Consider the following 22,793-nt stretch of genomic DNA (forward strand, 5'->3'; position numbering starts at 1 on the left):
CAAAATCGTGACTTACAGTGCCAGACTGCAAGTCACGCCAAAGCCGCCATCCTTGGCTAAGCCAGTTATATTTATCCAAAGTAATTGATGTTGCAGCGAGGCGACAAGTGAGCGAGGCCCCATGAACATAGTTGTCCTATGTGATTGGGGCGAGAGCGCGCAGTCAACAAAGCTGCAGCTTCAAGTACGAAGGACAAATTAAAACTTGTATTGAGCGCCTACATAATACTGACGACCAGTTTCATGGTAATAAGTCAGGCGGTTACCTGCTGAATCTACCCATTGGTCATCCACTTCGTCGGTCAGGTTCAGTGCTTCAAAACTGATTTTCCAGTTGTCGTTTAATGCGTAGGACACTGATGCATCAACGTTAGTGGTGGCGTTGGTTCCTTCCATATCGTTGTTGTCACGACCTACAGCTGTGGTCAGGTATTTACCACGTTTCGCCATAGAGACACGAGCGTTTAAGGCTTCATGTTCGTAGTAAAGAGTGGCGGCAGAGGTATTTTTTGACAGGCCGTTTAAGTCGCGTGTTGCCTGAACCACACCTGCGGCATTGATATAATCCATCTGGGCGTCGACATAGGTATAGTTGGCAATAAAACCAAATCTGTTCCAGAACTCAGGTAAGAAGGTAAAAGGCAGTTGGTAGCTCACTTCCATGCCTTTTAAATCACCGCCAGGGCCATTCAGTGGTGTAGTGACCTGCCAGTCCACGTTTTCATTACAGTCGGCATTGTAACCTGGGCCTGCAGTACAGGCGTCAATTGCGGCCTGAACAGGCAAACCTGTTGCGGTAAAAGCCTTGGTTTCACGTAAGGTTTGTACATGGCTGTCGATATCTTTGAAGAAAAACGCTACACCTAACATCGACTCATCAGAGAAATAAAACTCAAAGCCTAAATCATAAGTGCGTGCTTTTGTTGGTTCCAGTTGTGGGTTGCCGCCAGAGACAGAACGGCTGCCCCCTGAAACTGAAACTGAGACGTCAGGACGAATAGAGCCTAAACCGGCGCGAGCCATTACTTCAGCAGCGCCAAAACGGATTATGACATCTTCCCATGGCTCTAATGCCAGGTTGATCGATGGCAATAACTCGTTGTAGTCATGTTCTGCGGTAATTTGAGTTGGAGTACTGGCGAAAGTCGCCCAGGCGGTTGAGCTTTGGTCTGTTTTCACCTGGCGTACACCAACGTTACCACGCAATGGCATATCGGCAATGTCTGTATCAAATCCAAGTTGCAGATAAGCGCCTAAGGTTTTTTCGCTGGCTGAGTAGTTATCCGGACGGCGATTGTCTGCACTGACGGCAAAATCGCCTGCATTACTGTAAATATCATACTGGGCGTCAATAGCCGCAAAATCAGGTACTAACCAAACCGGTTGACTGCCTAAACTTGAGTTATGTTGCATCAGCAAATCTGGCGTGTACACAATGCCTGCGCCGTTTTCAGACTTGCGACGGGCTTCGTAAGTTTCAAAACTAAAGTCTTTGTAGTGCAAGCCTGCTTTTAAAGTGACGTTATCAGTCAAGAGGTAGGTAAAATTCAATTCTGCTGTATCAAAAGTATTTTCAGCACCTAATGGACGTAAACGTACGCTGTTGGACGTCCAGCCAGTCGGCTCAAATACTCCTGCGCCATAAGTCAGTGCCGGATTATCTCTGTTGCCACCACGATAATCGTAGGCAAACTCAACACCACGCTTTTCGGCCACTAATGTGGTTTGAACCGGGTTATCAAATTCTGAGTTGGCGGTACCAATCATGGCATCCATGCTCAGGTCATCGGTCAAATGCTGCTTTAAAGACAGGTTGTATTGTAAAAACTCAGTGCTGAGTTCATCAAAGCGGTTTTCAGCACGAATAGTGGCATTTTCAAAACTACCATAGGTCATGGTGTTGGTATCGTCGATGAAATAATCGACGACATTCATTACGCCTGTATTACCAGAAGCCGCTGTGGCTGAGGTTGGACGATTTGCACCGGCGTTTAAAATACCCTGTAAAAATACTTCATTGCGGGTGGCATCTGTTTTTGCATACAAAATATCTAAATCAATTTTTGTATCTTCATTTGGTCTGAACTGGAAAGAAGAACTTAAGCCTAAGCGGTCCATGTCGTGGGTGTAGGAGTCATAACGTGGTAAACGTGGACGGAATGCATTATTGATTTCGTCCAGTTCAGGTGCTGTCGCATTACCCTGATAAAAACCGAAGTCGTTGACGTTATTCCAACGTACTGCGCTGGCGCCCTGGTCTTTAAGTTGACGCTCTGAATATGAAGCGGAAAACAACGCACCCAGTTTGCCGTCGGCAAAAATATTGCTGATTAAAAATGAAGTTTTAGGATCAGACTTTTCAGATAAATCGTTGTAGCCCATCTGGCCTGAAGCCGCAAAAGTAAAGCCATCATAATCAAAAGGCTGGGCTGCTTTTAAGTCTACAGTGGCACCTAATGAGCCTTCTTCCACATCGGCTGATGCGGTTTTACGCACAGTTAAAGAGCTGAATAGGTCAGAGGAGAAGGTATTAAAGTCAAAACCACGGCCGCGGTTTGCACCACCTATTTGGTCAGTACCACCGCTGGTCGATACCGCTTCCATACCGTTGATACGAACACGGGTAAATTCAGGGCCTAAACCCCGCACTGAAATCTGACGGCCTTCGCCTGCTGCACGTGAAATGGCAATACCAGGAATACGTTGTAACGATTCTGCCAGGTTTAAATCCGGGAAGTCGGCAATATCCTCAGCCAGAATGGCATCGATGGCGCCGTCTGATTGGCGTTTTTGATTTAAAGCATTAGATAACGAATCGCGGAAACTACCTTTCACTTCGATCACTTCAATTTTTTCATCCAGCTTTTTCGTTTCGGTAGTTTCTTGTGCTGCTACAGAAAATAGTGAAGTACAACCTGCAATAGCTAAAGCTAGCGCAACTTTATTCGGGTGAAATGGCGTGTTGGATTTTGCCATGATATCTACCTCGTCCTGTCTGGTTCAAAGCGTTCAGCCAGTACATGCCAGCTGTATTTTTAATAATGGAAGACGCTTTGTGCGACTCCCTGTTGATTTTGTCTACCGGTGGCAAAAAATGCTTGCAATTTTGTGCCACCGATGGCAAAAAGCTAACACCAAGCTTAGATTACTGTCAAACGTCGCACAAAAAAAAATCAGTCTTGTTCTAAGGTTTTATTTAGTGTTGATGGTTAACTTATTGTTTTGTATTGACAATGTTGCACATTTGGGCCGCAGATAAAATAGGTTTTGTTCCAGATGTGAAATTAATTCTGATTGAGCTAAAGATCACGGACATTTTGAGCGTTAAATGGGCCCAGATGCTGTCCTCATGTTGTAACAGTCTGCAGCAGCGATTCAGATAAAAAATAGGAGTCAAAGAATGTCGGCTTTATTTTCGTTAAATGGGCAAAGGGCATTAGTTACCGGTGCCAGCCGTGGTTTAGGTAAAGCCATTGCGCATGCTTTGGCCCAAGCTGGAGCTACTGTGATTTGTTGTAGCTCTCAAATAGAGGGCGCCAGCGCTACGGCGTCTGAGATTGAGGCTCAGGGTGGTCAGGCCTTTGCGTTAGCTGCCGATTTGTCGGATTTGGAGCAGGTGCGTTCTTTGGCTCAGCAGGCTTTAGCTATGGGACCAGTCCATATTTTGGTGAACTGTGGGGGCACTATTTTCCGTGCGCCTGCGGTGGATTATCCAATCCAAGAGTGGCAAAACGTAATGCGGGTGAATCTGGATTCAGCCTTTTTGTTAAGCCAGTTGCTGGGGGCTGAAATGCTTAAACGGGGTCAGGGTAAAATCATTAATATTGCGTCGATGTTGTCATACAGCGGTGGCATTACCGTGCCAGCTTATACCGCAAGCAAACATGCCATTACAGGTTTAACCAAAGCTTTAGCCAATGAATGGGCTGCTTCAGGGTTAAATATCAATGCGATAGCTCCAGGTTATTTCCGTACTGACAATACCTTTGCTTTGCAGCAGGACCAGGCTCGTAATCAGGCGATTTTGGCGCGGATCCCAGCAAGTCGTTGGGGAGAACCCGAAGATTTAGCAGGCGCAGCTGTGTTTTTGGCAAGCAGCGCCAGTAATTATATCAATGGCCATGTGTTGGCTGTGGATGGAGGCTGGCTGGCCCGTTAAGGCTAATTTATGCCGGTGAACTCAGGAGAATAAAATGAATGTAATTTTTGAAAACCGTTTTGCTACAGCGCCGAACGATGTCAAACACTACGACACCGAAAAGCTACGGCAGAACTTTCTGATCGACAACCTGATGCAGGCTGATCAGTTGGTGCTGTGTTACACCCACTATGAACGTTTGATTGTTGCCAGTGCCGTACCAGTGAAAGCGCCTGTGGTACTGCAAACCGTAGACGCGCTCAAAGCTGAGTTTTTTTTGCAGCGCCGTGAACTGGGAGTGATCAATGTTGGTGGCACTGGTTTTGTTGAAGTCGACGGCAACAAATACGAGCTGGCGAATAAAGAAGCGTTGTATGTCGGTATGGGCTGTAAAAATGTCAGTTTCCATAGCGTAAACGCGCAGGAACCCGCAAAGTTTTACTTAAATTCTACCCCTGCTCATCACGCATATCCGGTTCAGCACGTGCGGATGCATGATTGTAAAAAGCTGGAGATGGGCGCTTTGGCCACCAGTAACGAGCGCATTATTTATCAGTTAATGATTAAAGAAGTAGTGCAAACCTGCCAGCTGCAGATGGGCTTAACAGTGCTCAGTCAGGGCAGCGTATGGAATACCATGCCAGCGCATCAGCATGACAGACGGATGGAAGCGTATTTCTATTTTGATCTGACACCTGGTCAGGCAGTGTGCCACTTTATGGGTGAACCCAAGGAAACCCGCCATTTGTGGATGGGCAATGATCAGGCTGTGGTGTCTCCGCCATGGTCAATCCACAGCGGTGTGGGTACCGGCAGCTATGCCTTTATCTGGGGCATGGCAGGTGAAAATCTGGATTATCACGACATGGATAAATTTGGCCCTGATCAATTGAGATAAGGGTAACGGAGCTCTGGGGAGAGCTTCGTTTTGTAACCACTTAGTAAAACAGGGCAGCAATCACTGCAATAGACAGTGTGCCCTTCGACAGCGCCAGCAGTACGAGCGCTGACTTATAACAAAGAGAGATCCCCTAAGTAATTGGAGTTACAGGGAGGCGACGAGGGCTTGAGTCCCCATGAACATAGTAGCCCTATGTGATTGGGGCGAGAGAACTTCGTCAACAAAGCTGCAGCTTCAAGTACGACGGGGAAAACAACAGGTAGGTTAGACGATGAAATTCTTTTCACTGCGCGGCATGCTGCTGTGCTGCGGTTTGGCGACTCTGCTATTTGCGACAGGCTGTCAGCGCCAGCAAGAGCAGATCACCTTACGTATGGGGCATTCGCTGGATCAGGAGCATGTGGTGCACAAAGCAATGCTCTATATGGCAGAGCGGCTGGAACATTATTCTGCTGGTCAGATGCATATTCAGATCTATAGCGGTGGCCAGCTTGGTTCAGAGCGTGAACTGATTGAACTGCTACAAATTGGCAGTCTGGCCTTAACCAAAGTTTCCGCCAGTCCGCTTGAAGGTTTTGTCCCTAAGATGCAGGTGTTTAGTGTGCCATATGTGTTCAGAGACAGTGCACATTTATGGGCTGTGTTAAACGGCTCCATAGGCCAGGATTTGCTCAACTCGATGCACAGCGCCCGCTTGCATGGGTTGGGTTATTACGACGCAGGTAGTCGTAGCTTTTATACCACGAACAAGGCTGTGCATCTGCCCGCTGATTTAAAAGGCTTAAAATTTCGGGTACCTAACAGCCAGACAGCTGTACAGATGGTACAAACCTTAGGTGGCGCCGCGACACCTGTTGATTGGGGCGAGCTCTATACAGCTTTGCAACAAGGAGTGGTGGATGGTGCAGAAAACAATCCCCCCAGTTTTTATTTATCCCGTCATTACGAGTTATCCAAATACTACAGTCTGGACGAACATACCTCAGTGCCGGACGTGATTTTAATGAGTTTGCCTGTCTGGAAAAGCCTGAATGCACAGCAGCAAGGCTGGGTGCAACAAGCCATGAACGATTCAGTACGTTATCAGCGTGAATTGTGGCAAGAGGCCAGTGATGATGCCTTAGCGAAAGTCAAAGCTGCTGGCGTGGAAGTTATTTATCCGGATAAGGCCGCTTTTGCAGCAGCAGTCAAGCCGTTGCATCAATCTCTGCAGGGCACCGAAGTGGGGAACCTGGTGGCTGAAATTGCGTTAGTTCCGGCTGAAATAGTGGGGGTGTCCAATGACTAAATTAGTACTGCTTGTCGACTGGGTATTGAAGCGAAGTTTAATGTTGTTAATGGCCATCATAGTGTTAGTGGTGTGCTGGCAAGTATTGTCTCGCTTTGTGTTAAGCGATCCCAGTTCTATGACCGAAGAAATTGCCCGTTGTTTATTATTGTGGATTGCAATGTTGGGTGCAGCTTATGCCTATCGCACTGGTCAGCATTTGGGCCTGGATATTGTGACCAGCCGGATGCCCGCTCTATGGCAACACCGTATTGCTTTTGTGCTGACAGCTGCTGTGGTGGTGTTCTCCTCCGTAGTGATGGTGTGGGGCGGTGGCGAACTGGTATGGCTCACTTTTGAACTAAACCAAATGTCGGCAGCTTTAGGTATTCGGATGGCCTGGATTTATCTGGTCTTGCCTTTGGCCGGGGTTTTGATCGCTTTTTATGGTTTATGTCAGCTGCGCTGTCTGGCGGCAAAAATTCAATTAGTCCCGGCAGAGGAGTCTGAATAATGGAATGGTCTGCACTTATTTTAATTAGTGTATTTTTTGTGTTGTTATTACTGAACGTGCCTATTTCCTTTTGCATTGGCTTAGCCACCTTGTGCACTATGCTCCTTTCTATGGATTTGTTACCGGCCGTCACTACATTGGCGCAGCGTATGGCGGGTGGCTTAAATAGCTTTGCCTTGCTGGCCATTCCGTTTTTTGTACTCTCAGGGCTTTTAATGGGGCGGGGCGGTATTGCCAAACGCTTAATTGAAGCTGCTATGGCTTTGGTGGGTAGTTTACCAGGTGGTCTGGCACTAGTGAACGTGTTGTCTTGTATGTTGTTTGGCGCTATTTCAGGATCTGCGGTAGCAGCCACTTCTGCTATAGGCAGTTTTATGGTGCCCGAGATGAAAAAGCAGGGCTATGACGTTGACTACAGCGCTGCGGTAACAGCGGCGGCTGCAACTACAGGTATGCTGATACCTCCTAGCAATATTATGATCGTATATGCTATCGCCAGCGGCGGTGTATCTATTGCCGCCTTATTTGTGGCGGGTTATTTGCCAGGTATTTTGCTAGGTATAGGGTTGATGCTGGTTTGTGCCGGTTACGCCAAAATGAAAGGTTACCCGCTGGCTGCACGTCTGCCTTTGTCTTTAACCTTTAGCAAGCTGGCTGCAGCTATTCCAAGCTTACTGATGATTGTTTTGGTGATAGGTGGCATTATCAGTGGCGCTTTTACCGCAACAGAAGCTGGTGCTATTGCCGTTGTTTATTCCTTTATTCTGGCAGTTTGTGTTTACCGTGAAGTGAAGGTAAAAGAACTGCCTGCTATCTTGCTGAAATCCGCTGAAACTACAGCCATAGTTATGGCTTTAATTGCCACTTCTGCTGCTATGTCCTGGATTTTATCCTACGAGAATATTCCGCAAACTGTTAGTCAGGGTTTGTTGACCTTAAGTGAGAACCCGCTACTGATTTTGTTATTGATCAATATTATTTTGCTGGTGGTGGGCGCTTTTATGGATATGACACCAGCAGTGCTGATATTCACGCCTATCTTTCTGCCAGTAGCGGTGGAGCTTGGCATGAGCCCGCTGCATTTTGGCATCATGATGATTTTAAACCTGTCTATTGGTTTAGTGTCGCCTCCGGTCGGCAGTGTGCTTTTTGTCGCCTGTGCTGTGGCTAAAACTAAGCTCGAGTCTTTAATTAAGCCGCTGTTGCCTATGTATGCAGCTATGGTGGTGGTGTTATTGCTTGTGACTTATGTACCAGCTATCAGTGAATTTTTGCCTAATTTGTTTGGGCTGTAGGGGGGATTCATGACCAGTTATTTGATCCCAAATCTTGCCAATGCCTGCCGCATGATGGAGTTGGTGGCGGCATCAGGTTCTGGTTTAACTTTATCTCAGCTTGAGCAGCAACTGCAGGTACCCAGAACCAGCGCTTTTCGTATTTTACAAACCCTTTGTCAGCAACAAATGCTGTACAAAGAAGGTAAAAAGTATCGGGTAGGCAGCAGTTTATACAAAATGGGGCTGGATTTATTGCAGCATCATCATTTGCATCAACTGGCTGTGCCCGTGTTACATAAGCTGACCATAAGCACTGGCCTCACCAGCCATCTGGCATTGCCCAGGCCTGATGGCGCTTTAATAGCTGAAGTTTGTGATAGTCCCAACCCAAGCCATTTGGCTGCACGGCCTGGATTTCTGGCCGATTTGCACTGTTCTGCCGGTGGCAAAGTGTTTCTGGCATTTAACTACTTTGATCAACTGGCTACTTTGCCAGGTTTGCAGCAAATGCCAGCCCGAACGCCACAAAGCATTACCGATCTGAATCGCTTGCGAGTAGAATTGCAAAGTGTTTTAGGTCGGGGTTACGCGGTAGACGATCAGGAGTATCAACCCAATGTGCGCTGTATCGCAGTGCCTATACGTAATGCGCAGGGCATAGTAGTGGCTTGTGTTGGAGTCACAGGGTTGGCGACTATTTTGTGCAAGCAACGTTTACCACTAGTGGTTGCGACGGTGAAACAAGCTGCTATTGATATTAGTCTGGCATGCTACAGGCCCGCTTTGCTGGCCAATGATAAATAACAGGACAAGTGGATGATACAAAAAAGTTCGACCATTAATGATGTGGCCCGTCTGGCAGGTGTATCCAAACGCACAGTGTCGCGGGTGATCAATGGCTCTTTAAGTGTGGGTGACAGCACCAGAGTCAGAGTCGAAAAAATTATCGCTGAACTGAATTATTCACCAAATACCCAGGCCCGTGGTTTAGCATCCAGCCGCTCGTATTTATTAGGCTTAATTTACGATAACCCGGATGCATTGTATTTAGATGATGTTCAGCGCGGTGTGCTGGAAATATGCTCGACTCTGGGCTACGAGCTTGTGGTGCATCCTTGTCGTTATCGCAGTGAAACCCTGGTGCAGGATTGCCTGAATTTTATCAACAGATCCAAACTGGATGGTGTGATAGTTTTACCTCCAGTGTCCGAACTGGAGTCTTTGGCTGACGCACTAAAAAATGCCGGGCGCCCTTATGTGCGGTTGACCTCTGTTGCTATAGATGAAGCTAAACACATAGTGGTGTCGGATGACCGGTCTGCAGCCGCTGAAATGGCGCGTTATTTTGCTCAGTTAGGTCATCAGGATATTGCATTTATCAGTGGTCCACAGCGCTATAAATCCTCCACTGAGCGGATGGAGGGTTTTAAATTAGGCTTGTCGGCTTACGGTATAGCGCTGAAAGCGGAACGCATCATGGAGGGTAATAACACCTACGAAACAGGTATTGAGTGCGCCCGCAGCCTGTTGAGCCAAAGCCCTTTACCTACAGCTATTTTTGCCAATAACGATCAAATGGCGGCTGGTGTACTGAAAGTGGCGCATCAAATGGGTATTGCCATTCCACAACAGCTGTCTGTCGCTGGTTTTGATGACAACTTACTGGCGTCCCGAGTGATACCTGCTTTAACGACCATCAAGCGCCCGGTGCGACAAATGGCTCAGTTGGCAACCACCAAAATGATTATGGTGATTGAGCAGAATGATAAAGCAGCTCAACAAGTTGCAGCCAAGGTGGCTCCAACTCTGGTCGTGCGCGAGTCGACGGCTCAGGCCGCAGTGGTGGTGTTGTAATTACCTCAGCTGTGCTTTTACTTTTTTAGTGTTCCCTGACAGAAAAATAGAGTAAGGTGGTTTTATTAGAAAAAATGAAACCATCTTCTGGCTGGGATGGCGCAGATGTTTACTTTTACAAATTTTATCAACTTCTTGCACAATAAAAAGTTCAGTGTTGCTTGCACTGCACTTTTACTGTCGCTTTTTTTATCCCTGTCATTTTCTGCGTCTGCCGCAACTGCAGCCTTAACAGATTACTTCCGCGAAAGCTGGAGTACACGTCAGGGCTTACCTCACAATACGATTAACAGCATAAGCCAGACTCCGGACGGTTACCTTTGGTTTGCGACCTGGGAAGGTGTGGCTCGCTATAACGGCCGTGAATTTAAAGTGTATGGTCGTGAACAGCAAACCGGCCTGCCGGATTCAGGCATCAGAGCTTTGCATTTAGATCCAAAAGGCCGCTTATTGTTAGGAGGCTCCCGGGGCGGTTTAGCATTACTGCAGGATCAGCAGTGGCGGTCTGTGGATCCAGTGTCAGCTTTGGTTAATGAAGTGCGGGGGGATGCAAAAGGGCAGCTTTGGGTAGGTACTGAAGGTGGAGGTTTATTTTGTCTGCAGAGGGATGGTTCACGCCAGCAATGGACAAGGCATCATGGCTTACCCAGCAATACCCTTTACAGCATGCTGCATGATGATAAAGATGGGCTGTGGCTGGGGACTGCTGAAGGTTTAGCTTATTTGCAGCAAGGCAAACTGAGTTCTGTTGAAAACAGCCCCAAGCTGCCCATTTTTGCTTTGGCGTTCTACAAAAACCAACTGTATTTGGGAACTGAGCGTGGCTTGTACCGGCAACAAGGTGAACACTTTGTCGTAGTGCAGTCAGAACTTCAACAAACAGCCATATCCAGACTATTGGTTGATCACCAGGATGATCTTTGGATTGGTACTGTTGAAGAGGGCGTTTTTCGTTTAAGTAACTATGGTTTAGAGCAGCTAACGGCCAAACATGGTATGCCAAACAACAGAGTGCTGGCGATTTATCAAGACAATGAACATAGCATTTGGTTAGGCACCAATGGGGGATTATTCCGTTTGCGTGATGCGCCTTTCGCCACATTAAGCACAGAACAGGGCCTGCCTGATAATTTTGTCCGTACAGTACTACAACATTCAGATGGCAGTATCTGGATAGGTACAGCGCGCGGCGTGGCGCGTTACCTGAACGGCAAGCTGTTGACAGAGCAAAACCTGCTGCCAGAACAATCAGTGTTGAGCCTGGCCGAAACCGCAAGGGGTGATGTACTGATTGGCACTTACTCTTCCGGAGTCTTTCAGTACAGCGACGGTAAGCTGACAAAATTGCTGGACCGCAGTTCAGGTTTATTATCCAACGAAGTTCGGGCTATTTTGCCTTTGCAGGAAGGTTCTATCTGGCTGGGTACAGCACAAGGCCTGAATCATTATCATGCTCAGCAGATGCAGAGTTACACCACAAGGGAAGGCTTAACGGCTGACTTTGTGGTGGCTTTGCATAAGATTGGTGATGTGCTCTGGATAGGCACAGGCACAGGTGTAACCCGCCTTGTGAACGGCAAGTTTGAGCCTTTGCCGTTGTCACAGCTCGATCAAACTGAATATGCCTTTGATTTTTTCGAACAAGCTGAACAACAGCTGCTGTGGTTGGCTACAGATCGTGGTTTAGCGCGTTATCGATTAGATACGGCTGAGTTGTCTCTGGTCGGCCGTAAGGCTGGTATGCCATTTGATAAAATTTTTCAGGTGCAAGCCGATTTACATGGCAATCTTTGGCTGAGCAGTAACAGAGGTATTTTACGCATCAGCCAGCAGAGCGCGAATGCTGTAGCTGATGGCACCGCTGCAAGAGTTGCATACGAGTTATATGGTGAAAGTGACGGCATGCTCAGTGCTCAGGCCAATGGCGGCTCAAATCCAGCCGCTATGTTGGCTCAGGATGGTTCTTTATGGTTTGCCACCGCTTCAGGCGTCAGCAGAGTACAGCCTGATCGTTTAGCTGGGTTTGCTGAAACAGTTCCGCCGGTCGTGTTGGAAGAGTTGCTGGTCAATGGCGTTACACAAAAAATCAGTGGCAGCATGGAGTTGCAACCCGATAGTGACAGAGTGGAATTACATTTTGCAGGTTTAGGTTATGTGATGCCTGACCGTATTCAATATCGCAGCAGATTGGTTGGTTTTGACGCCAACTGGCTGGATAGAGGGCAGCAAAACTTTGCGGAATACACCAATCTTGCGCCAGGGCGTTATGAGTTTTTAGTTCAGGCCGCGAACCCAGGCGGTGAATGGAGTAAAGCGGCTCGCATAGAATTGATTAAACATCCGCATTGGTGGCAAACCCGAAATTTTCAGTGGCTGAGCGCATTGTCAGTCCTGGCGGTTTTGTTGTTACTGTTGTATTGGCGTATGTCCAGCCTGCGCCATTCTCAGCAGCGTTTAAAGCGTCAGGTGGAGGAAAAAACTGCAGAGTTGCAGCAAAAGGCCAATAGCCTGCAGGCGGCAGATGAAGAAAAGTCAGCCTTGTTAGCCCAATTGCATCAACAAACTTTAGCCTTGGCATTACAGGCGCGACAGGATGGTTTGACTGGCCTCGCCAACCGCCGGGCTTTTGATGAAGTATTAAGTAAAGAATTTACCCGCTCTCAACGCTTGAAACAGCCGCTTGCTTTGGCATTTATCGATATCGATCACTTCAAAGTCATTAACGATACCTGGTCGCATAATGCCGGCGACCTGGCACTGGCGGCTATTGCTGAAAAAATCCGTCAGCATTCCCGCTCCGTCGACTGTGCCGCCCGTTGGGGGGGAGAAGAGTTTGCTTTGCTGATGCCATCCACCAGTCTGGAGCAGGCGCAACAGGTATGCGAACGCTTGCGTCTGGAGATTATGGCATTGGACTGGCTGGATATAGCGCAAGAACTCTGTATTACTGTCAGTATTGGTATTGCCATCAGTGACGAATTAACTGACGCCAAACAACTGCTGTTTTTAGCGGACCAAGCCTTGTATCAGGCAAAACAACAAGGCCGTAACAGAGTCTGCGCTGCCTGAGATCTCTGTTCAGCAATGTCAGTTTTCTGTTGCTTTGATTTCAATAATGGAATCTTCCTTCTGAAGTTCTCTGACCAGTTGCCATCGGTGGCAAAAAATGATGGCAATCTCTTGCTACCGGTGGCAAATGCGTTATTATGCTGTTTAAACAGACATAAATCAGATGATTTCCTCTGGCTTTATGCAGATAAAACAAAAATGGAATAACGGATGCTACGACCTGATCTGAAAAAACGTTTTTTACTCAAAGCTGGTATTGCCTCTGCGGCACTGCAGCCTTTACTGAATTTTCAAGTATCGGCAGCAGCCAAAGTTGTAGATCCAATCTGGGCTGTTGCAGAACAAATACTGCGGGATTTAAAACTTACATCCTTTCCACAGCGTGATTTTGTCATCACAGCTTTTGGCGCTCAGCAAAATCAACGTTGTGATGAGGCGATAGCCAAAGCCATAGCGGCTTGTCATCAAGCTGGTGGTGGTCGTGTCGTGGTGCCTGAAGGTGTTTGGTCGACGGGTCCTGTGCACTTAAAATCTAATGTAAATTTGCATCTGAAAAAAAACGCTGTTTTATCTTTTGTCACCGATCCGGACTCTTACTTGCCGCTAGTGTTTACCCGCTGGGAAGGGGTGGAGCTGATGGGCTTTTCGCCTCTGATTTATGCTTATCAGCAGCAGAATATTGCAGTAACAGGCGAAGGTATCCTGGAGGGCAATGCCAGTGGTGAAAACTGGTGGCCCTGGAAAGGAGTATGGAAACATACGCCATGGAAGCTGGATCCGGCAACGGACCAAAAGTCTGGCCGTGACCAGCTGTTTGCTATGGCGGAAGCTGGTGTACCTGTTGAAAAACGCATTCTGGACAATAACAGATTAAGGCCACCTTTTATTCAGCCATACCAGTGCGAACGAGTGTTGATTGAAGGTGTCACTATCCGTAACTCGCCGTTTTGGCTGATTAATCCTGTGCTCTGTAAAGATGTGGTGATACGTGGAGTGAACTGCGTCAGTTTTGGTCCTAATTCCGATGGCTGCGACCCTGAGTCCTGTCAGCGTGTACTGATCGAAAATTGCCTGTTTGATACAGGCGATGATTGTATCGCGTTAAAATCTGGCCGTAATGCCGATGGTCGTCGTTTGGCTACTCCGATTCAGCAGGTGGTGATCCAGGATTGCCTGATGAAATCCGGTCATGGTGGTGTCGTGATTGGCAGTGAAATCTCCGGTGGTGCCAAGCAAATATTTGCCCGGCGCTGTCGTATGAGCAGCCCTGATCTGGAACGGGGTTTACGTCTTAAAACCAACTCAGTTCGTGGCGGTTTAATTGAGCAAGTCGCAGTAGATGACATCGAAATTGGCGAAGTCAAAGACGCTATCGTCATCAATTTCTACTATGAAGAAGGTGATGCGGGTCAGTTTTTACCTCAAGTCAAGGATCTGAGTATCAGCAATTTCAGAGTAAAAAAAGCCCAGCGAGCTTTTGAAATTCGTGGTTTACCCCGAGCCGGTATCAGCGGGATCCGTATGACGGATGTCAGCTTTGGCCAGGCGAGCTTAGGTGTATTGCAACATACCAGTGATTTTAAACTGGAAAATGTCAGCCTGAATGGGAAAGCACTCACGACTGCTCAGCTCAAACAAAGCGAATAGTATTTTTTAACTTAATTTTGCCACCGATAGACAAGCTATGTAGCAGGTTGAAAATGACAGAACAAACAAAAGGTTGTAGCCCACATATTGCCGATCCGGCCGCTATTCAGTTGAGCCTGTTACAGGTGCATCCACGCGACAATGTGCTGGTGGTTTTACAGCCTTTAGCTTCAGGCGAGCCATTAATCGAACCCTGGCAACAGGTGCAGGCAAAAGAGGATATTCAGCCAGGCCATAAAGTGGCGTTGAAGCTGATTAAAAAAGGCGAAGCGGTGATCAAATATGGTTACGCCATAGGAGTAGCGCAGGACGATATTCCCTCTGGTAGCTGGGTGCATTCACATAATCTGAAAACCTTATTGTCTGATCAGATTGAATACCAGTACCACGGCTGCACGGCTGATGATTTAGCATTCCCTGCCGAATTGCCTACCCATTTTATGGGTTATCGCCGCGCCAATGGCCGGGTGGGTACCCGTAACGAGTTATGGATTTTAAATACAGTAGGTTGTGTCAATCGTGCGGCAATGAAAATAGCCGAAAAAGCCAATCAGCAATTTGCTGGTTTAACGGACGGCGTCTTTGCGTACACCCATCCTTTTGGCTGTTCTCAGTTAGGCGATGATTTAAACCATACCCGCGCTGTATTGGCTGGCCTGATGCAAAACCCCAATGCTGGTGCAGTGCTGGTGCTGGGTTTAGGCTGCGAAAACAATCAACTGGCGGCTTTACTTAAATCCTGCCCTGAACTGGATCAAAGTCGATTACGCTCTTTTAACGCCCAGCAAGTGGAAGACGAACTAGAGCAAGGCTTGGAAGCTGCGGCTGAACTTATTCAGCTGATGCAGCAAGATAAGCGCACTGCCTGTCCTGTGTCCGATTTAGTGGTCGGTATGAAATGTGGTGGCTCCGATGGTTTAAGTGGTTTAACAGCCAATCCACTGGTAGGCCGTATTGCCGATTTAGTCTGTGCTGCAGGCGGCAAAGTAGTGCTGACTGAAACTCCGGAGATGTTTGGCGCCGAACAAGTGTTGATGAGCCGTGCTGTCAATGAAACTGTGTTTTCCGACATAGTCACTTTGGTCAACGACTTTAAACAGTACTTTATCGACAACAAACAGCCCGTTTACGAAAACCCAAGCCCGGGCAATAAAGCCGGTGGTTTAACTACATTGGAAGAGAAATCCTTAGGCGCCATTCAGAAAGGTGGCTCTGCCAAAGTGACACAAGTGATCCCTTATGGCGCTTTAGTGCAGCAGCAAGGTTTAACTTTACTGCAAGGCCCCGGCAATGATGCGGTGTCGTCCACTGCTTTAGCAGCCAGTGGCGCGACCATGCTGCTGTTTACCACGGGCCGCGGCACACCGCTGGGGTTCCCTGTGCCTACGGTTAAAATTTCGTCTAACAGCGATTTAGCCAAACGTAAACCGCAATGGATAGATTTTGATGCCGGCGCTTTGTTGCAACAAGGCCAGAATGCGCAGGATTTTTCCTACCAGTTTTTCCGTCATCTGATCGATATCGCCTCAGGCAAGCAGACCCAAAACGAATTATCAGACAACAAAGAAATTGCCATTTGGAAAAATGGCGTGACCCTGTAAGGAATTTATATGGCCAACTTTAAACCTTTAGTACTTGATCAAGACAGATTATTCCCGGCCGATCCAACAGTTCGCGCCATAGCCCGACGTTTGTATGCCGGCATTAAAGACTTGCCTATTGTCAGCCCGCATGGCCATACCGACCCAAGCTGGTTTGCCAGCAATGCCAATTTTGATAATGCGACCAGCTTACTGCTGCTGCCGGATCATTATGTGTTCCGTATGCTGTACAGCCAGGGGATTTCGCTGGAATCTTTGGGTATCCGCACTAAAGACGGCACGCCGGTTGAAACGGATTACCGCAAAATTTTCCACACTTTTGCCAAAAATTATCATTTGTTCCGTGGCACGCCGTCACGCATTTGGCTCGACAGCGTATTTCACGATGTGTTTGGGTTAGAGCACGCATTAAACAGCGATACCGCCGATTTGTATTACGACAGCATCAACGAGCAGTTAGTGAAACCGGAATTTAAACCCCGTGCTTTGCTGGATAAATTTAATATTGAACTGATTGCGACTACCGAAGGCGCTGTGAATTCGCTGAAACACCATGCCGCTTTAAAAGGCACTGGTTATGAAAAACGGGTGATCACCACTTTCAGACCTGACGATGTGATAGACGCCGACCGTGCTGATTTTCTGGCCAATATCAAAAAACTGGCCGAACAAACAGGTCAGGACACGCATAGCTGGCAGGGCTATTTACGGGCCTTGCGTATTCGTCGGCAGTTTTTCCGCGATCACGGCGCTACCGCCACGGATCACGGTCACCCCACAGCCAAAACAGCCAATTTGTCAGAGCATGAAGCAAGCGCTTTGTTTCAGCTGTGTTTATCCGGTACTGCCAGCAAAGAGCAAACTGAGTTATTCCGCGGCCAAATGCTGACAGAAATGGCGGGCATGAGCATTGAAGATGGCATGACGATGCAAATTCACCCAGGTGCTTTCCGTAACCATAACCCGTCGATTTTTGAGCGTTTTGGTGCCGACAAAGGCGCGGATATTCCAAGTCCGACAGAGTTTGTCAGCAACTTAAAACCTCTGCTGGATAAATACGGCAACAATGCCGCTTTGAAAATTATTTTGTTCACCCTGGATGAAACCACTTATGCCCGTGAACTGGCGCCTTTGGCTGGCCATTACCCGGCATTAAAACTGGGACCAGCCTGGTGGTTCCATGACAGCCCTGAAGGTATGTTGCGTTTCCGTCATCAGGTCACTGAAACCGCAGGTTTCTACAACACCGTAGGCTTTAACGACGATACCCGTGCATTCTTGTCTATTCCGGCCCGCCATGATGTGGCACGTCGCATTGACTGCCGCTTTTTAGCTGGCTTGGTGGCTGAACATCGCTTAAACGAAGATGAAGCCCATGAACTGGCACAGCAGCTGACCTATCAGTTGGTAAAACAAGCCTATCAGTTGGACTAAGGGATTAAGCATGAGCATTGATATTCCTCGTTTACAGCCAGCGTTACTGGAACAGCTGCACGGCAAACTGAAATTGCCAGCCTATGACCCTTCCGCCACAGGCATAGGCATAGTGCATATTGGTCCTGGTGCTTTTTTTCGGGCGCATCAGGCCTGGTACACAGATCTCGCGCTGAAATACGGCGGTGACTGGGGTATTTCTGTGGTGTCGATGCGATCGAACGATTTAGCCAAAGCTTTAACACCGCAACAGGGTTTATACAGTCTGGTATTGCTGGATGAAAAAACAGAGTACCAGATGGTCGGTTCTATTCGTGAGCTGTTAGTGGCTGCAGAGCAGTACGAACAGGTGTTGCAGCGTTTAGCCGCACCCACCAGCTTTTATGTCACTTTAACCATCACAGAAAAAGGTTACTGCTTAAATACCTTGGGTGAGCTGGATTTAAATCACGCCGATATTCAGCACGATTTAGAAACTAACGTTAAAGCTCGTTCAGCTATAGGTTTGTTAGTGCAGGCGTTGGCTCTGCGGTTTGCCGCCAATGTGCCACCTTTTGTCGTGCTGAGCTGCGATAACCTGACCGACAACGGCCATAAACTCCGTAATGCTTTGCTTACTTTTGCACGGCAAAAGCAACCAGCTTTGGCCAACTGGCTGGAACAGCAGCTGTTATGTCCTTGCACTATGGTGGACAGCATTACGCCTGCCACAGATGAAATGCTACCGAAACAACTGGCGGCAGAGCTGGGTTATCAGGACAACTGGCCTATTAAACGCGAAAAATTCTGTCAGTGGGTGATTGAAGATGTTCTGCCTGCCCACAGACCTGCCTGGCATCAGGCCGGGGTGACTTACACTCAGGACGTCAAAGCCTTTGAAAAAGCCAAGCTGAGGTTACTCAATGCACCCCATTCGGCTTTGGCTTACTTAGGCTCTTTGTGTGGTTTGGACACTGTGTTTGATGCCATGCAGCAACCACAGTTACGCAGCTTTGTGCAAAAACTGGCACAAAAAGAGATTATCGGCTCCTTCCACGCGCCGGCTGAATTAAACCCGGCAGAGTACAGCGCTGATATTTTCCAGCGTTTTGATAACCCTGCTATCCGGCATTTGCTGGCTCAAATTGCATGGGATGGCTCGCAAAAACTGCCAATGCGGGTGTTTCCAATTATTCTGGATAACTTAGCCAGTGGTCGTTCTATTCAATTATTAAGTCTGGTGGTTGCCAGCTGGCTGCTGTTTATCCGGCTGCGTTATCAGCAACAACCTGATACGGCCTTAGTCGACCCCTTGGCTGCCACTTTATTAAATTGTGCTGCCACTTGTACTGGTGAGGCTCAGACTGACACTGCATTGTTTTTAGCCTTAGATCAGGTGTTTCCTCCTGCTTTGCAGCAGTCAGATGCCTTTAAAGCTGAACTAACGGCTGCCTATCAACAGCTTTGCCCTTTACTTTTATTATCTCAAGGCACAGATGTTGCCGCTTTTTTACAGGATATCGTTGAATGACCTCTTTATCTTCCTTACTCAAAGGCGGTTTGTTGCTGCCAATTATCCAGGCTGAACAACCAGCCCAGGCTGTGGCTATTGCTAAAGCGATGCAACAAGGTGGAGTCACAGCAGTGGAAGTGGTATTGCGCACTGCTGCGGCTTTAGATTGCATCAGCGCTATTCGTGCTGAAGTACCGGAGCTTTTAACAGGAGCAGGTACCATTTTATCGGCCAAAGACGCTAGGAATGCCAAAGCAGCTGGTGCACAGTTTCTGGTGAGTCCGGCCAGCACGCCGGAGTTACTCAAAGCCATGATCAATACCGAATTAGCGTTAGCGCCTGGTGTGGCTACTCCTTCTGAAATGGCGATGGCACTAGAGATGGGGTTAACTGAACTGAAGTTTTTCCCTGCGCATTTAGCCGGTGGTATTGACATGCTGAAAGCTTTGGCTGGTATATTTCAGCAGGTTAAATTTTGTCCGACAGGTGGCGTGCAGCTTAATAACCTGGCAGATTTTTTAGCTTTACCTAATGTGTTTGTCGCAGGTGGTTCCTGGTTGTCTCCTAAAGATCTGGTGCAACAGCAACACTGGGCTGCCATTACTGAATTAACCCGTCAGTCTGTTGTTGTGGCAGAACAAAGCCGGGTACGGCATAGCCAGGTGGCCTGAGGCTGAACTTAAGGATGCATCCATGAAACAAGTCATTATTTTTGGCGAATGTATGGTCGAGTTATTCCAGCTCGTGGATAACGTCTACCATCAGGCTTTTGCCGGAGATGTCTACAACACTGCTGTGTATTGCAAGCGCAGTGCACCAGTGCAGCTGAACCTGAAGTTTTTATCCGCAGTGGGCACTGATTTAGTCAGCGACAAACTGATTGCTCAACTGGAACAGGAAAAACTCGATAGCTCCCTGGTGCTTCGTACAAAAACAGCCCGGCCTGGTTTGTATATGATCAACACCGACTGTTTTGGTGAGCGTAGCTTTGTTTACTGGCGTGACAGCTCTGCGGCCAAACAAAGTCTTGCCTTGTTTCGTCAGCACAACACCATTGCCAATTTGTTGCCTGCGGATCTGTTTTATTTCTCAGGTATCAGTCTGGCTATTTTGTCGCTGGACGATCGTACTTATCTGTTTGCGCTGATTAAAGAGTTAAAAGCTCAGGGGGTACAAATTGTATTTGACCCAAACTACAGGCCCGCACTTTGGCCCGATGCCGAAATTTGCCGGGCTAATTTTGATCAGGCTTATGCCTTGTCTGATATAGCATTGCCTGGGCTGGACGACCATAAAGTGCTGTACGGCAGTACCTCTGCTGCCGATGTGTTGGTGCAACTGCAGAAGCTGGGCGTCAAAGAGATTATTGTCAAAAATGGTCCTGCCGGGGTGCTGGGCTATAGCGATGGCAACAGTTTCCAGAGTCCGGCCGTGCCTGTGAAGAAAGTCGTAGATACCACAGCAGCTGGAGACTCTTTTAATGGCGGCTATCTCGCAGGTCGCCTGAATGGCTTATCGCCTTTGGCCTCTTGCCAGTATGCCGCGGCTTTAGCCAGTTTTGTGGTAGAACACACCGGAGCTATTGTGACGAAAGAGCAATTCCGTAGTTTTTCCAGCCGTTTTAATTTAACTACATTTAGCTAAAAGGAAGTTTGTCATGTCTGCTGATCTGTCTTTGTATTTTCCAACCCAGGCTGAAATTCCGGCCCAGTGGCAACTCTCAGGTCAGATAGAGCAGCGTGACTATTTACTCAACGGCAAACTCTGTCAGTGGCAGGGCGATTTAGCGCCTGTCTATAGTCCGGTAGCGCTTAGAAATAGCGCAGGTGAACTGACCGCAACTTTATTAGGCGCGACGCCGTTAATGGACGAAACTGCGGCCAAAGCCGCTTTGGATGCAGCGCTTAAGGCTTATGATTTAGGCCGTGGTGTTTGGCCCTCTATGGCGGTGATGGAACGTGTGGTGGCCGTGGAGAAATTCCTTGCAGCTATGCTGCTGCAACGTGAGGCTGTGATCCGCTTATTGATGTGGGAAATTGGTAAACCTTTGCCTGATGCCGCCAAAGAGTTTGACCGCACCTGCGACTATATCCGCGATACGATACAAGCCTTAAAGCAACAGGACCGCAGCGCCAGCCACTTTGTGATAGAGCAGGGCACTTTAGGCAAAATACGCCGGGTTGCTGTAGGTGTCGCGCTTTGTATGGGGCCTTTTAACTACCCGCTCAATGAAACTTTTACTACCCTGATCCCGGCTTTGATCATGGGCAACACCGTTATTTTTAAACCTGCCAAATATGGTGTGTTATTAATCCAGCCTTTATTAAAAGCCTTTGCTGAAGCTTTTCCGCCGGGCGTTATAAACGTGATTTATGGGCGTGGACGCGAAACTGTTGGCGCTTTAATGGAAAGTGGCAGTGTCGACTTATTTGCTTTTATCGGCACCAATAAAGGCGCCAGCGACTTAAAAAAACTGCATCCACGGCCACATCGTCTGCGCGCAGTACTGGGATTAGATGCCAAAAATCCAGCCATAGTGTTGCCGGATGCCGATTTAAATCTAACGGTCAAAGAAGCCGTGATGGGAGCTTTGTCCTTTAATGGTCAGCGCTGCACAGCGTTAAAAATCTTTTTTGTACAGCGTTCTGTTGCTGATGCTTTTGTGCAAAAACTGTCAGAGGCCATCAGTGCTTTGCAACTGGGTTTACCCTGGACCGACAACGTGCAAATTACGCCTTTACCTGAGCCAGGCAAAGTCGATTTTTTACAAGGCTTAATAGCGGATGCTGTTGCCCACGGAGCTAAAGTCATCAATCCACGAGGCGGTCAAAGCTCAGGCTCGTTAATGCGTCCGGCTTTGTTGTATCCGGTTAATAGTCAGATGAGGTTGTATCAGGAAGAGCAGTTTGGCCCATTAGTGCCCGTAGTGCCTTATGACGATATCAACGAAGTGATCCATTATGTGATCCATTCAGATTACGGCCAGCAGCTGAGTATTTTTGGTCAGGACGCGCAACAAATAGGTGAACTGGTGGATATGTTCGCTAATCAGGTCGGCCGTATCAATATCAACAGCCAATGCCAGCGCAGTCCGGATAGTTTCCCTTTTACTGGCCGGAAGAATTCAGCCGAAGGCACACTATCAGTGGAAGATGCTTTGCTGCAGTTTTCGATCCCTACGCTAGTTGCCTGTAAATACAACCCTGAACAAATTGCGCTAATGAAAGAGATGATTAAACAAGGTTCATCACAGTTTTTAGCCACAGATTTTCTGTTTTAACACAGTGGAAAATGCAGCATGAGTTTTGAACATGTAGCGTTAAATGTCGCCGACCTCAAAGCCTTGCAGCAAGCCGGTGCACGGCAAATGGATGAAGTGAATTTAGCCGATGGCTCTTTGCTTTTGATGCTACGAGAGCCTTGGAGTTTGCTGTTACAGCTTCGTCGCCACGGGGCTGTGCAGCTTAAACACACTGATATTTTTTACTTTTTTTAAAAATGCCACCGGTGGCCGTGGTGGTAAAGGATGCTTTTTTAGAAATTTCGACCAAAAAAGCAGGTCGCAGTCAGAACCTGCAGTTAAAAAAACTCAAAAGACA

17 protein-coding genes are annotated in these 22,793 nt (G+C 47.8%); 16 read left to right on the plus strand and 1 reads right to left on the minus strand.

What is annotated here, in order from left to right; translation table 11 throughout:
* Positions 1–198: 198 nt before the first annotated feature.
* The gene (locus EK374_RS04330) at positions 199–2,976 is read right to left on the minus strand and encodes a TonB-dependent receptor (RefSeq protein ID WP_127020462.1); all 2,778 of its coding nucleotides are present in this window, start codon (positions 2,974–2,976) and stop codon (positions 199–201) included.
* A 424-nt stretch (positions 2,977–3,400) separates the two neighbouring features.
* Between EK374_RS04330 and EK374_RS04335 the strand changes: the two genes are divergently transcribed.
* The 16 genes from EK374_RS04335 (at position 3,401) to EK374_RS04410 (ending at position 22,690) form a co-directional block, all read left to right on the plus strand.
* Positions 3,401–4,159: an SDR family oxidoreductase gene (locus EK374_RS04335; RefSeq protein WP_127020464.1), complete on the plus strand. Its 759-nt coding sequence runs from the start codon at positions 3,401–3,403 to the stop codon at positions 4,157–4,159.
* A gap of 34 nt (positions 4,160–4,193) precedes the next feature.
* Positions 4,194–5,036, plus strand: coding sequence for a 5-dehydro-4-deoxy-D-glucuronate isomerase (gene kduI / locus EK374_RS04340; RefSeq protein WP_127020466.1), 843 nt, complete (start codon positions 4,194–4,196; stop codon positions 5,034–5,036).
* A gap of 274 nt (positions 5,037–5,310) precedes the next feature.
* Complete coding sequence (locus EK374_RS04345) at positions 5,311–6,327, plus strand: TRAP transporter substrate-binding protein (protein WP_127020468.1); 1,017 nt, start codon at positions 5,311–5,313, stop codon at positions 6,325–6,327.
* Complete coding sequence (locus tag EK374_RS04350) at positions 6,320–6,820, plus strand: TRAP transporter small permease (protein WP_127020470.1); 501 nt, start codon at positions 6,320–6,322, stop codon at positions 6,818–6,820. Before EK374_RS04345 ends, EK374_RS04350 begins: the two co-directional genes overlap by 8 nt.
* Positions 6,820–8,115: a TRAP transporter large permease gene (locus EK374_RS04355; RefSeq protein WP_127020472.1), complete on the plus strand. Its 1,296-nt coding sequence runs from the start codon at positions 6,820–6,822 to the stop codon at positions 8,113–8,115. Before EK374_RS04350 ends, EK374_RS04355 begins: the two co-directional genes overlap by 1 nt.
* A gap of 9 nt (positions 8,116–8,124) precedes the next feature.
* On the plus strand, positions 8,125–8,901 hold the full coding sequence (locus tag EK374_RS04360; protein ID WP_127020474.1) for an IclR family transcriptional regulator: 777 nt from the start codon (positions 8,125–8,127) through the stop codon (positions 8,899–8,901).
* Positions 8,902–8,913: 12 nt separating this feature from the next.
* On the plus strand, positions 8,914–9,951 hold the full coding sequence (locus EK374_RS04365; RefSeq protein ID WP_127020476.1) for a LacI family DNA-binding transcriptional regulator: 1,038 nt from the start codon (positions 8,914–8,916) through the stop codon (positions 9,949–9,951).
* A gap of 105 nt (positions 9,952–10,056) precedes the next feature.
* On the plus strand, positions 10,057–13,020 hold the full coding sequence (locus tag EK374_RS04370; protein ID WP_164731816.1) for a ligand-binding sensor domain-containing diguanylate cyclase: 2,964 nt from the start codon (positions 10,057–10,059) through the stop codon (positions 13,018–13,020).
* 210 nt (positions 13,021–13,230) lie between these two features.
* Positions 13,231–14,667 (plus strand): glycoside hydrolase family 28 protein, encoded by a 1,437-nt coding sequence (locus EK374_RS04375; protein WP_127020480.1) that lies wholly within the window; start codon positions 13,231–13,233, stop codon positions 14,665–14,667.
* Positions 14,668–14,720: 53 nt separating this feature from the next.
* Positions 14,721–16,268, plus strand: a complete 1,548-nt coding sequence (locus tag EK374_RS04380; protein WP_127020482.1) for a UxaA family hydrolase — start codon at positions 14,721–14,723, stop codon at positions 16,266–16,268.
* A gap of 9 nt (positions 16,269–16,277) precedes the next feature.
* A complete protein-coding gene (gene uxaC, locus EK374_RS04385) occupies positions 16,278–17,702 on the plus strand; it encodes a glucuronate isomerase (RefSeq protein ID WP_127020484.1) in 1,425 nt (474 codons plus the stop codon).
* A 10-nt stretch (positions 17,703–17,712) separates the two neighbouring features.
* A complete protein-coding gene (locus EK374_RS04390; protein WP_127020486.1) occupies positions 17,713–19,212 on the plus strand; it encodes a mannitol dehydrogenase family protein in 1,500 nt (499 codons plus the stop codon).
* The gene (gene eda / locus EK374_RS04395) at positions 19,209–19,865 is read left to right on the plus strand and encodes a bifunctional 4-hydroxy-2-oxoglutarate aldolase/2-dehydro-3-deoxy-phosphogluconate aldolase (RefSeq protein ID WP_127020488.1); all 657 of its coding nucleotides are present in this window, start codon (positions 19,209–19,211) and stop codon (positions 19,863–19,865) included. Before EK374_RS04390 ends, eda begins: the two co-directional genes overlap by 4 nt.
* 22 nt (positions 19,866–19,887) lie before the next feature.
* Positions 19,888–20,838, plus strand: coding sequence for a sugar kinase (locus EK374_RS04400; protein WP_127020491.1), 951 nt, complete (start codon positions 19,888–19,890; stop codon positions 20,836–20,838).
* A 13-nt stretch (positions 20,839–20,851) separates the two neighbouring features.
* Positions 20,852–22,474, plus strand: coding sequence for an NADP-dependent glyceraldehyde-3-phosphate dehydrogenase (locus EK374_RS04405; protein ID WP_127020493.1), 1,623 nt, complete (start codon positions 20,852–20,854; stop codon positions 22,472–22,474).
* 18 nt (positions 22,475–22,492) lie between these two features.
* The gene (locus EK374_RS04410) at positions 22,493–22,690 is read left to right on the plus strand and encodes a hypothetical protein (RefSeq protein ID WP_127020495.1); all 198 of its coding nucleotides are present in this window, start codon (positions 22,493–22,495) and stop codon (positions 22,688–22,690) included.
* Positions 22,691–22,793 lie beyond the last annotated feature (103 nt).

Origin of the sequence: Rheinheimera mangrovi, assembly GCF_003990335.1 — a bacterium.
Lineage (GTDB): Bacteria > Pseudomonadota > Gammaproteobacteria > Enterobacterales > Alteromonadaceae > Pararheinheimera > Pararheinheimera mangrovi.

What these genes read in the sequence shown, in the direction of transcription:
- EK374_RS04330 (WP_127020462.1), bottom strand. Translation starts at nt 2,976, where the DNA reads ATGGCAAAATCCAACACGCCATTTCACCCGAATAAAGTTGCGCTAGCT.
- EK374_RS04335 (WP_127020464.1), top strand. Translation starts at nt 3,401, where the DNA reads ATGTCGGCTTTATTTTCGTTAAATGGGCAAAGGGCATTAGTTACCGGT.
- kduI (WP_127020466.1), top strand. Translation starts at nt 4,194, where the DNA reads ATGAATGTAATTTTTGAAAACCGTTTTGCTACAGCGCCGAACGATGTC.
- EK374_RS04345 (WP_127020468.1), top strand. Translation starts at nt 5,311, where the DNA reads ATGAAATTCTTTTCACTGCGCGGCATGCTGCTGTGCTGCGGTTTGGCG.
- EK374_RS04350 (WP_127020470.1), top strand. Translation starts at nt 6,320, where the DNA reads ATGACTAAATTAGTACTGCTTGTCGACTGGGTATTGAAGCGAAGTTTA.
- EK374_RS04355 (WP_127020472.1), top strand. Translation starts at nt 6,820, where the DNA reads ATGGAATGGTCTGCACTTATTTTAATTAGTGTATTTTTTGTGTTGTTA.
- EK374_RS04360 (WP_127020474.1), top strand. Translation starts at nt 8,125, where the DNA reads ATGACCAGTTATTTGATCCCAAATCTTGCCAATGCCTGCCGCATGATG.
- EK374_RS04365 (WP_127020476.1), top strand. Translation starts at nt 8,914, where the DNA reads ATGATACAAAAAAGTTCGACCATTAATGATGTGGCCCGTCTGGCAGGT.
- EK374_RS04370 (WP_164731816.1), top strand. Translation starts at nt 10,057, where the DNA reads ATGTTTACTTTTACAAATTTTATCAACTTCTTGCACAATAAAAAGTTC.
- EK374_RS04375 (WP_127020480.1), top strand. Translation starts at nt 13,231, where the DNA reads ATGCTACGACCTGATCTGAAAAAACGTTTTTTACTCAAAGCTGGTATT.
- EK374_RS04380 (WP_127020482.1), top strand. Translation starts at nt 14,721, where the DNA reads ATGACAGAACAAACAAAAGGTTGTAGCCCACATATTGCCGATCCGGCC.
- uxaC (WP_127020484.1), top strand. Translation starts at nt 16,278, where the DNA reads ATGGCCAACTTTAAACCTTTAGTACTTGATCAAGACAGATTATTCCCG.
- EK374_RS04390 (WP_127020486.1), top strand. Translation starts at nt 17,713, where the DNA reads ATGAGCATTGATATTCCTCGTTTACAGCCAGCGTTACTGGAACAGCTG.
- eda (WP_127020488.1), top strand. Translation starts at nt 19,209, where the DNA reads ATGACCTCTTTATCTTCCTTACTCAAAGGCGGTTTGTTGCTGCCAATT.
- EK374_RS04400 (WP_127020491.1), top strand. Translation starts at nt 19,888, where the DNA reads ATGAAACAAGTCATTATTTTTGGCGAATGTATGGTCGAGTTATTCCAG.
- EK374_RS04405 (WP_127020493.1), top strand. Translation starts at nt 20,852, where the DNA reads ATGTCTGCTGATCTGTCTTTGTATTTTCCAACCCAGGCTGAAATTCCG.
- EK374_RS04410 (WP_127020495.1), top strand. Translation starts at nt 22,493, where the DNA reads ATGAGTTTTGAACATGTAGCGTTAAATGTCGCCGACCTCAAAGCCTTG.